Annotated in this window: 9 protein-coding genes; 7 read left to right on the top strand and 2 right to left on the bottom strand. The window is 62.8% G+C overall.

The genetic code is table 11. From position 1 onward, the window contains the following. Positions 1-235 precede the first annotated feature (235 nt). From T331_RS0107565 to T331_RS0107575, 3 genes are all read left to right on the top strand, one after another. Positions 236-1330 carry a sugar ABC transporter substrate-binding protein gene (locus T331_RS0107565; RefSeq protein WP_008493284.1) on the top strand — a complete coding sequence of 365 codons (1095 nt, stop codon included), beginning with the start codon at positions 236-238 and terminating at the stop codon, positions 1328-1330. 65 nt (positions 1331-1395) lie between these two features. Next, positions 1396-2163, top strand: coding sequence for an ATP-binding cassette domain-containing protein (locus T331_RS0107570; RefSeq protein ID WP_026439584.1), 768 nt, complete (start codon positions 1396-1398; stop codon positions 2161-2163). Positions 2164-2183: 20 nt separating this feature from the next. Next, on the top strand, positions 2184-3374 hold the full coding sequence (locus T331_RS0107575) for a sugar ABC transporter permease (RefSeq protein WP_234732049.1): 1191 nt from the start codon (positions 2184-2186) through the stop codon (positions 3372-3374). Positions 3375-3638: 264 nt separating this feature from the next. Here the strand turns inward: T331_RS0107575 and T331_RS17735 are convergent, their stop codons facing one another. Together T331_RS17735 and T331_RS0107585 are read right to left on the bottom strand one after the other, a co-directional pair. Continuing rightward, complete coding sequence (locus T331_RS17735; protein WP_035179515.1) at positions 3639-4373, bottom strand: ROK family protein; 735 nt, start codon at positions 4371-4373, stop codon at positions 3639-3641. A 147-nt stretch (positions 4374-4520) separates the two neighbouring features. Continuing rightward, a complete protein-coding gene (locus T331_RS0107585; protein WP_026439586.1) occupies positions 4521-5945 on the bottom strand; it encodes a hypothetical protein in 1425 nt (474 codons plus the stop codon). A 276-nt stretch (positions 5946-6221) separates the two neighbouring features. On the opposite strand from T331_RS0107585, the gene T331_RS17740 reads away from it, so the two are divergent. The 4 genes from T331_RS17740 to T331_RS0107605 all read left to right on the top strand — a co-directional run. Then, positions 6222-7412, top strand: coding sequence for an ROK family transcriptional regulator (locus T331_RS17740; RefSeq protein ID WP_035179518.1), 1191 nt, complete (start codon positions 6222-6224; stop codon positions 7410-7412). An 82-nt stretch (positions 7413-7494) separates the two neighbouring features. Continuing rightward, positions 7495-8961 (top strand): glucose-6-phosphate dehydrogenase, encoded by a 1467-nt coding sequence (zwf, locus tag T331_RS0107595; RefSeq protein ID WP_026439587.1) that lies wholly within the window; start codon positions 7495-7497, stop codon positions 8959-8961. A 28-nt stretch (positions 8962-8989) separates the two neighbouring features. Next, entirely contained in the window at positions 8990-9667 is a 678-nt protein-coding gene (gene pgl / locus T331_RS0107600; RefSeq protein ID WP_026439588.1) for a 6-phosphogluconolactonase, read from the top strand. Position 9668: 1 nt separating this feature from the next. Continuing rightward, positions 9669-10817, top strand: a 1149-nt coding sequence (locus tag T331_RS0107605) for a dihydroxy-acid dehydratase domain-containing protein (protein ID WP_026439589.1), incomplete at its 3' end; no start/stop codon positions are given.

A 10817-nucleotide genomic window follows, 5' to 3' on the forward strand; every position in this document is an offset into this window, starting at 1 on the left:
TTGATAAAAACGCGGTGCAGGCGGGTCAAGGGGACGGCGCTGTTCCGACAGATGCTGCGCTGCGGAAAATTCCGCGCGCACGCTGCGATCATTCAGCTTGACAGGGGCAAAGGGCGTCTTTACGTATGTTTATACGAGGGTAAAAATAATTCGGGTGGAATGTCGATGTGGCCGCGCAAGGATGCCATGCGCTCCAGCCGAAATCGAGAAACAGTTCACAAAGGGAGAAAATCGAATGAAATCCACCAAGCTTTATGGTGCCACGGCGCTGACCATGATGCTCGCCGGCGCGCTGCCGGCTATGGCGCAGACCATTACGCCGCCGCAGGTGAGCCAGATGAGCACCAAGAAAATCACCATCGGCTTCCTGCTGCCGGAAAATTCCTCGCCGCGTTATGAGCAGATGGATCGCCCGGAATTCACCAAGCTGGTGAAGCAGGCTGACCCCAACACCACGCTGATCGTCACCAACGCCAACTCCAACCCGGATTCGCAGCTCAACCAGGCGCAGTCCGCGATCACCAACGGCGCAAACGTGCTGGTGGTGGACCCGGTGGACGGCAAGGCGGGTGCGGCCATCGTGGCCTACGCGGCGCGCAACCATGTGCCGGTGATCTCCTATGATCGTCTGATCCAGGATTCCAAGCCGGCCGGCTATGTCTCGTTCGACAATCTGCGGGTTGGCGAGCTGCAGGGCCAGTATATCGCCGACCATGTGAAGCCGGGCGGCTCGATCATCATGATCAATGGCGCGCCGACCGATTCGAACGGTCTGGAATTCAAGCGCGGTGCGCTGAATGTTCTGAACCCGCTGGTTAAGGCTGGCAAGTTGAAGATCGCCTACTCGGTGATGACGCCGAGCTGGAGCCCGGAGAATGCCTTCCAGGAGACCCAGCAGGCGCTGACCCGGCTTGGCAACAATGTCGATGGCGTGCTTGCCGCGAATGACGGCACGGCTTCGGGCGCCATCCGCGCGCTGCAGGCGGTGGGCCTCGCCGGCAAGATTCCGGTGACCGGTCAGGATGCGACGAATGGCGGCCTGACCTACATCCTTGAAGGTCTGCAGTCGATGACCGTGTTCAAATATGTGCCGCAGGAAGCCGCGGCCGCGGCGCAGTTTGCGGTTGGCATCGCCGCCGATGGCAAGGCGCCGGCTGGGCTGGTGAACGGGAAGGTCAATAACGGCAAGATCAACGTGCCGTCGGTTCTGCTCACCCCGCTTGTCGTCACCGCCGACAATATGAAGGATACGGTGATCAAGTCCGGCTACGCGACGCTGCCTTCGATCTGCGTCGGCGACGCCGCCAAGGCGCCACTCTGCCAGAAATAACCAGACTATAACTCAAGGAGATGAAACGCGTTGCGTTTCATCTCCATATTTTTTCGGAGACTTCCATGAATTCAGCCAGCTCGCATGATTTGTTGAGCGTGAAAGGCCTGCACAAGAAATACGGGGCCGTCACGGCGTTGCGCGATGTGAGTTTCACCGTGCGGCGCGGCGAGGTTACTGCGTTGCTGGGCGATAACGGCGCGGGCAAATCCACCACCATCAAGGCGATCGCCGGCGTGGCGCCGGCCGATAGTGGCAGCATCATGCTCGAAGGCCAGGAGGTGCAGATCCGCCGCCCCGCCGATGCGACCGGGCTTGGCATCCAGACCGTGTATCAGGATCTGGCGCTGTGCGATAATCTCGGCATCTGCGCCAATTTGTTCCTGGGCCGTGAGCGGGTGAGCGGGCCGTTCGGCATGCTGCGCGATGTGGACATGGAAGAAGAGGCCAGGAAGGTTCTGAAAACCTTGCGGGTCAATCTGCCGGCTTTGGATACGCCGGTGGCAGCACTCTCCGGCGGCCAGCGCCAGGCGGTCGCCATTGCACGCGCCGTGCTCTGGGGCAAGAAAATCGTCATCATGGACGAGCCGACCGCCGCGTTGGGTGTGGCGCAGACGGCGGAAGTTCTCCGCCTGGTGCGCGACCTGGCCGAGCAAGGCTTCGGCGTGATCCTGATCACGCATAATATGCAAAACGTCTTCGAAGTGGCCGATAGCGTGGTGGTGCTGCGCCTGGGCCAGACCGTGATGGAAGAACGCAAATCCGACCTGACTCCGGAGGAAGTGGTGGGCTGCATTACCGGCTCGCGCACCACCATCGGGGGCATGGCCTGAACATGAGCGCGGTGAACCAAATGACAACAGCACAGAACAACACCAAGGCACCCGGCTGGACGCAGAGACTCGTAAGCTCCACCGATCTTGGCATGATGCCGGTGATCGCGGCGCTGATCGCGATCTGGATCGTCTTCGAAATTCTCAACCCGCATTTCCTCACCCCCCGCAATCTCAGCAATCTCTCGGCGCAGATTGTGGTGACGGGCACGTTGGCGCTGGCGGAAACGCTGGTGATCCTGCTCGGGATGATCGATCTTTCGATCGGCTGGAGCAGCGTGGTCGCCGCCTCGGTGTTCTCCGTCGGCACGGTATTCTTCAACCTTCCGGTCTGGCCTTGCGTGTTTCTCGCCATCGGCGCTTCGGTGGTGATCGGCTTCCTGCAAGGCATTCTGGTTTCGCGCGTCGGCGTGCCGAGCTTCGTGGTCTCGCTCGGCGGGGCGATGATCGCAGAAGGCTTGGTGCTGGCGATGCTGACCCAGCATGGCGGTTCCGTGCCGCTTTCTGATGATCTCTCCACCGCCGTCGGCACGCTGGACGTACCCGCGCTGTGGAGCTGGATTATTTCGCTGGCCTTGTTTGCGCTGTTTGCCATTGTCTCGCTGCGCCGCCATACGGACCGGCGCCGGCGTGGGGCAGGGGAGGCGCACAGCCTGTTCTTCGCCAAGCTGGCCTTCATGCTGGTGGTGCTGGTCATCGGCATCGGGCTGCTCTGCGCCTATCAGGGGGTGCCGGTGCTGCTGGTGATCTTCCTCGCGGCTCTGTTCGCCTGCGCCTTCCTCACCAAATCCATGCGCTTCGGCCGGCATCTTTACGCGGTGGGCGGCAATGTTGAGGCGGCGCGGCGTTCTGGCATCAATGTTCGCTTCGTGCAGCTCGCGGCCTTCACCTTGGCCGGCGCGCTGGTCGGGCTGGGCGGCTTGCTGGATGCGGCGCGGCTTGGCGTGGCCTCCGCCACGGTGGGTGATTCCGACATCATGCTGAACGCCGTTGCCGCGGCGGTGATCGGCGGCACCAGCCTGTTTGGCGGGCGTGGCTCGGTCTATGGCGCCTTCTTCGGCGCGCTGGTGATCGCCTCCGTCACCAACGGCATGGATCTGATCGGTGCGCCCTCTTCCGTGCGCTTCGGGGTGGAGGGGGTGATCCTTCTCGCCGCCATCACCATCGATACGATCCTGCGCCAGCGCCGGATGCGCTCCGGCCGCGCCTGAGCGCGACATTCCCGACCAAAAGAAAGGGGCCTTGCGGCCCCTTTTTTCATGGAGATTTTTTGGCGACGGCCTGGGTGTAATTCACCGTGGCATGGGTGAGAGCTTTTGGAGGCGCAGCCCCTTGAGCGGCACAAGAGCCATATGAATGTACGCTGACGCGCCTGCATCAGGATGAGCAGATCAAAGCGTGCGATAAAAAAAGAGCATCAAGCTGAAAGCTTGATGCTCTAAAAAATCATGCATCTGTCGGGCTGTTTCTTGGCGTCACTGCAACGCCCGCCCGACTTCCGCATTCCAGAGCTTCGCTCCGCCGGTCAGCCCTGCCTCGTTGCGCGCGAGGATGACGCCTTCGGGCAGTTCCTGCAGGCTGAACAGCCTGGCATTGCCGCCGCCGAGATAGAGCACATCAAAATTCACCAGGCTATGGATCCGCCCGATCGTTTCCTGCACGCGCGCTTTCCAGCGCATCTCGCCGACACGCTTCAGCGCCGCATCGCCGACGAAATCGTCATAGCTGGGCTCCTCACCAGCAACGTGCCGGCCAAGCTCGATCTGCGGTGCCGGCACGAAATCGCGGAACAAGGCAAAGCCCATGCCGGTGCCCAAAGTCAGCACCACCTCAATTCCCTCACCGGCGATGATGCCAAGCCCATGCATCGTCGCGTCATTCGCCAGCCTTGCCGGGCGCTTGAAGCGTGCGGTGGCGAGGGCGGCGAGATCCGTGCCATGCCAGTTTTTGGTGCCGAGATTAGGCGCCGTGAGAACGATATTGTGCTTGATGGCGCCCGGAAAACCGATGGAAATAACATCGAATTCGCCAAGCGGCGCGATCAGCGTCGCCACGGTTTCCAGCAATTGCGTGGGGCTGGCGCCGGGCGGTGTCGGGCAGCGCGCGGCTGGTGCCAGCATCTCTCCGGCATGGTTCAACAACGCTGCCTTCAGCCCGGTACCGCCAATATCCAGAGCCAGGATTCGCTCGGGATGTATGTCTGCCGTCATGTCATTCCCCAAATAAAAAGAGGCCAGCCTGGGCAAAACCGGGCATGGCCTCTGTGGTGTTTCCAATTGGTCCGGACGGGCCGGGACCTCTCCGCAGCCTGCCGAACAATGCCGCCCCAGCGCCGGTGGCGTGGAGCGGCATCGCGATCAGAAGGCGTATTTCAGATAAAAGCGGCTGCTGAAATACGGATTGTCGTAATGCGCGTTGGTCTGCGAGCTATCGTTCTGCGCGAAGGCCGCATCCGTATCCCACGCCACCGAGAGACCCTTCAGCACATCCGAAAGATTGTAGCTGAAGCCGGCATCGATGACATGGATCGCTTCGTTGTGGATCGGCGCGACGCCAGCCGGGAAGCCATAGGCACCGCCATAGCTGTAGGTGCTGCCGCCGAAGCCATAATCGGCGTTATACTCGACATAGGTCGGGTCGATTTCGAGCTTGCCGCCCATCGCCTTGATCGTGCCGGTGATACCGTAGGCATAACCCGGCCCCATATCCTCTATACCGTTCTGCATCGTATCGGTGAAGATCGTGCCGGACAGATCGTTGTAAGGATGGACCATGCCGCCATGGTGGAAGGAGCCGTAGGAGGACGGGCTGTAATCGCCGATCACCGCGATCTTGTCGTCACCGAAGGTCATGCCGAGCTTGCCGCCATAGACATGCGCGTCGACATTATAGGTCACGCCGGCCGGGTTGAAGCCGGAGCCGGAATTGCCTTCGCTGACCATCTGCGCGGAGCCGAACAGGTTGGAATTCGCGTTCATCGGCGTCACGAAATCAGCCTGGCCGTAGAACATCTGCGCCTGGCCGTAGAAATTATAGTACCAGCCCTGCGCCGTGTAATCGACATTGTCGTAACGGTTCTGGAACTTCGCACCGAAGGCGATGAAGCCGTTGGTATGGGTGAGATAGCGGTCACCGCTGACAAAGTCGCTGCTATAACGAGAATTATAGTTGAACATGCGCGTCGCCATGACCGACAGGGTCGCGGTGTCGGTGTTCAGGCTCAGCGGCCCGGCATCGGCGGCGCCGTTATTGCCGCCAATGACGTTGGCGACACCGGCGAAGCCCATGAAGGCGCGCGGATTGAAGGTGTACAGATCCTGGTTGGCGAAGGGCGTGTTGATGAATTGCCGGCCACCGCGCACTTCCAGATAGCGATTCTCGTACTGCAGGAAGGCCTCGCGCAGCGATTGTTCGCTATGGGTATGGCTGGTCAGCTCGGAGCTGTCATCATGATTCGGGTTGCGCGAATAGAGACCGAGAGACTGGCCGGTATAGCCGCCCAGCCCGACGCTGAATCCCTCGAAGGCGCCGGTATGCAGATTGAGATTGCCGCCGACGGCGAAGGCGTTCTGCGTGTTCTTTCCGACTTCCCCCTTGTTAGCGTAGGTGAAGTCATACACGCCGGCCTGGCCGGAAATCGTGGTCTGCCGCAGCGCATCCTGCAGGCTCTGCGCGTGCGCCGGCATCGCCAGCCCGGCCAGTGGCAGTATGCCGGCGGCGAAAAACGCGGCTTTGCTGCAAGAATTTTTCATGCCTGCGAGGCTCTTGATCAGTTTGGACATTCCGTCCTCCTCCTGTTGTTCTGATGATTTTCGGCTCTTCTGCGTTCAGGCTGCACCGCAACATGGCGCCGCAACGAGATGCGCGTGTGTTGTAGCCTGAACACGCATGTTCAAGAAGTCTGTTTTTTGATCTATGTCGTTCCTCTTCCCACAGGCGTTCTGCTTTGTTTTCGGGAGAATTATTTTAGCCCCGAATAAAATAGGAATATGAAGGCTCCGGGGCGCTGTCAAATAAAAATTGCCGGGCCGTTGCGGTTACGCTAAGGCTGTGGCGCCATGAACACACGTCGGATCAATTCCAACATCATCCGCAAGATCAACGCGGCGCGCGTGTTTCATGGGATTCGCAAAAACCCCTCTATTTCACCGCAAGGTCTATCAAAAGACACGGGCATTGACCTTGCCACCATCTCCATCATCCTGGCCTCTCTGGAACAGGACGGGCTGGTCGAGCGCACCCAGGGCGAACGCACCGGGCGCTCCGGGCGGCCGAACAGCCAGCTCAACATCAATGAGAAAACCGGCGTGTTGGCGGGAGTCGCGGTGGATGTTGATGAAAGCGAGCTGGTGCTGTGCAGTTTCGCCGGCACGATTCTGGCCAATCTGCATGTTCCTGGCAGCAAGGATCAGGAAATGGTTATCGGTTCGATCAAATCCGGTATCGCCACGCTGCTGAAACAAACGGGCTACCCGCGCAAGGCGCTGGCTGGGGTCGGGGTGGGTGTGCCGGGTCTGGTCGGGCTGGATGGCAAATTGGCGCTGGCGCCGAATCTGGATTGGCATGATGTCGATTTCGGCGCGGCACTGGCTGCGTCTCTCGCTGTGCCGGTGCAGTTGGAGAACGACATCAAGGCGGCCGCCGCGGCGGAGCATCTGTTCGGGCAAGGCGCGCCGGATGCGGATTTCATCTATCTCTCCGGCCGCTCCGGCGTGGGTGGCGGGTTGTATCTGGGTGGGGCGATCTATCGCGGTCCGCGCGGCATGGCGGGTGAGGTCGGGCATATGAAGCTGGTGCCCAATGGCCGCCCTTGCGCCTGCGGCGGTTTCGGTTGCTTTGAGGCCTATATATCTGAGCGCGCGATTTTCGAGCGCCTGCGCGATGCCAAATTGAACTTCCCTGACATCGCCGGGGTGCGCGAGGCCGCCTTGCGCGGCGAGGCCGGGGTGCGCGCGGTGCTGGCTGAATGTGGCCAGCATCTGGGGCTGGGGCTTGCCAATCTCGCTAATATTTTCGCGCCCGGGCGGATCGTGCTGGGTGGGGCGATGGCGGTGCTGGCGGAGTATCTGCTGCCCGCCGCGCAACCGGTGTTCGAGGCGAATGCGCTGCGCGAAATCGGCGGCGAGATCGCGATCAGCGTCTCCACGCTCGGCGAATTCGCGGTGCCGATGGGTGGCATTGCCATCGCGTTGCAACATTTTCTGGAAGAGCCGCACGTTGCCATGCTGCGCCCGGGCAGTCAGGCATGACGCGCCGCGTGGCCCTTTGCCGCGGCCGCCATTTAAGACAAACTAGGGGAAGATGCCGGGCGCATCTTCGGAAGGAGAGAGTATGACCAGCCGTGTGATCCCAGTTGAGCCGTTTGTTCTCGTCGTGTTTGGCGCCACGGGTGATCTCTCCCGCCGCAAGTTGATCCCCGCCATGTTCCAGCGCGATGCGGATGGCCAGCTGCCGGATGCGGCGGAGATTTTCGGCGTCTCGCGCGGGCAGCTCAGCGATGACGAATTCGTCGCCCAGGCGAAGGCGGCGGTGGAGGAGCATGTGCCCGCCAGCGAGCGCCCGGCGGAGATTGTCGAGCGGTTCTTGAAGCGCATTCATTACGTCGCGGCGGATGCTACCGGCGATGAAGGCTGGGCGGAGCTCGCCACCGCGCTGAAGCCTTATCAGGACCGGGTGATCGTGTTCTACCTCGCCACCGGTCCGGCTTTGTTCGGGCCGATCTGCGAGCGGCTGGGGCGCTTCAATCTGGCCGGTGAGAATGCCCGGGTGGTGGTGGAAAAGCCGGTGGGCAAGGATGGCGAGAGCGCGCATGCGGTGAACCAGGCGATCGCCCAGGTATTCCCGGAAGACCGCGTCTATCGTATCGATCATTATCTCGGCAAGGAGACCGTGCAGAACCTGATGGCGCTGCGTTTCGCCAACGGGCTGTTCGAGCCGCTGTGGAATGCCGCCCATATCGACCATGTGCAGATCACCGTGGCGGAGTCGCTCGGCGTTGAGGGCCGGGCCGGCTATTACGACACCGCCGGGGCGCTGCGCGACATGGTGCAGAACCATATTCTGCAGCTGCTCTGCCTGGTGGCGATGGAGCCGCCCGCCCATCTCGCCGCCGATGCGGTGCGCGACGAGAAGCTGAAAGTGCTGCGGGCGCTCAAGCCGATGGAGTCGCAGGATTGGGTGCGCGGCCAGTATCGCGCTGGCGCCTCCGCCGGTGGGCCGGTGCCCGGCTATCTGGAGGAGCTGGGCCAGCCTTCCAGCCAGACCGAGACCTTCGTGGCGCTGAAAGCCGAGATCGAGAATTGGCGCTGGGCGGGGGTGCCGTTTTATCTGCGCACCGGCAAGCGTCTGGCCGAGCGTGTCTCGGAAATCGTCATCACCTTCCGCCCGGTGCCGCATTCAGTGTTCGGCAAGGGGGCGGGGCCGGTGATGGCGAATCGGCTGGTCATCCGGCTGCAGCCGGATGAGGGCGTGAAGCTCTGGCTGATGATCAAGGATCCCGGCCCGGGGGGTATGCGTCTGCGCCCGGTCTCGCTGGATATGAGCTTTGCTTCGACGTTCAATGTCCGCAATCCGGATGCCTATGAGCGGCTGGTGCTGGATGTGGTGCGCGGCAACCAGACCTTGTTCATGCGCCGCGACGAGGTGGAGGCCGCCTGGGCCTGGGTCGACCCGATCCTGGAGGCCTGGAGCATCGCCCCGGATGCGCCCAAGCCCTACACCGCCGGGACCTGGGGGCCGAGCGCGGCGATCGCGCTGATCGAGCGCGATGGGCGTACCTGGGCGGATGGTGCGCCGTGACGGCGCACTGGGCGGATGGTGCGCCCTGATGCTGATTTTCCCCTCCCGCGATGCTTTGGCGGAAAAGCTGGCTGAGGATACCGCGCAGGCTTTGCGCAACCGCTTGCAATTGCAGGTGGAGGCGGTGCTGGCCGTCTCTGGCGGCAGCACGCCCGGCGCCTTTTTCGCGGCGCTGAGCCAGGCGGAGCTGGATTGGTCGCGGGTGGTGGTCACTTTGGTGGATGAGCGCTGGGTGCCCGAGGACAGCCCCCGCTCCAACGCCGCCATGGTGCGCCGGGCGCTGCTGCAGAACCGCGCCGCCCAGGCCCGGTTCCTGCCGCTTTATAACGGCGCGCCGACGCCGGCGGCCGGGCTGAAGGCGCTGGAGGCGGAGCTGGCTGCTTTGCCCTTGTCCCTGGCGGCGGCGATCTTAGGTATGGGAGAGGATGGGCATACGGCCTCCTTCTTCCCCGGCGGCGACAATCTGGCCGCCGCCCTGGCCCCTTCCAACGGGCAGAAGGTGGAGACGATGCAGGCGCCGGGCGCCGGCGAGCCGCGCATCACCTTGACGCTGCCGGTTCTGGCCCAGGCGGATCTGCTGGCCCTGCATATTGAAGGCGCGCGCAAGCGCGAGGTTCTGGAACAGGCCTTGGCCGGCGGGCCGGATGAGGAGATGCCCATCCGCGCCGCGTTGCGTCATGATCCGCAGATTTATTGGAGTGCGTAACATGCTTCACCCTGTCATTGCCGAGGTCACGGCCCGGATCATCGAGCGCAGCCGCGGGCCGCGCTCGCGCTACCTACAGCGCGTGGCGCAGGCCGCCAGCCACAAGCCCAAGCGCCAGGCCTTGGGTTGCGCCAACCAGGCGCATGGCTTCGCCGGCTGCGGCGCGGGCGACAAGGCCGTGCTGCGCGACGGCGATGGCGGCAGCCTCGCCATCGTTACCGCCTATAACGACATGCTCTCCGCGCATCGCCCCTACGAAACCTACCCGGAGCAGATCCGCGAGGCGGCGCGCAAGGTTGGTGGCGTAGCGATGGTGGCGGGCGGCGTGCCGGCCATGTGCGATGGGGTGACGCAGGGCGAGGCCGGCATGGAGCTGTCGCTGTTCTCGCGGGACGTGATCGCGCTGGCAACCGGCGTCGCGCTCTCCCACAACACCTTCGATGCCGCTTGTTTCCTGGGGATTTGCGACAAGATCGTGCCCGGCCTGGTGATCGGCATGCTGAGCTTCGGGCATCTGCCCTCGGTGCTGATCCCCGCCGGACCGATGCCCTCCGGCCTGCCCAATTCCGAAAAAGCCAAGATCCGCCAGCTTTATGCGGAAGGCAAGATCGACCGCGCGGCGCTGCTGAAGGCGGAAGGCGAAGCCTACCACGCGCCGGGCACCTGCACCTTCTACGGCACCGCCAACACCAACCAGATGCTGGTCGAGATCATGGGGCTGCATGTGCCGGGCTCGGCCTTCGTGAATCCCGGCACGCCGTTGCGCGACGCGCTGACGGACTTCGCGGTTGAGCGTGTGATGAGCCAGACGGCGCTGGGCGAAAATTTCCAGCCGGTGGGCCGGATGATCGATGAGCGCAGCTTCGTGAATGCGATCGTCGCGCTGCACGCCACGGGTGGGTCGACCAACCACACCATCCATCTGCTGCCGATGGCGGCGGCGGCGGGGATCACCATCACCTGGCAGGATCTTTCGGATCTGGCGGCGGTGACGCCTTTGCTGTGCCGCATCTATCCCAATGGCCAGGCCGATGTGAATCATTTCCACGCCGCCGGCGGCACCGGATTTTTGATCCGCGAGCTGATCGAGGCCGGGCTGCTGCATGAGGATGTGGACACCATCATGGGCAAGGGGCTCTCCGCCTATATC

Origin of the sequence: Acidocella facilis ATCC 35904 (assembly GCF_000687875.1) — a bacterium.
GTDB lineage: Bacteria > Pseudomonadota > Alphaproteobacteria > Acetobacterales > Acetobacteraceae > Acidocella > Acidocella facilis.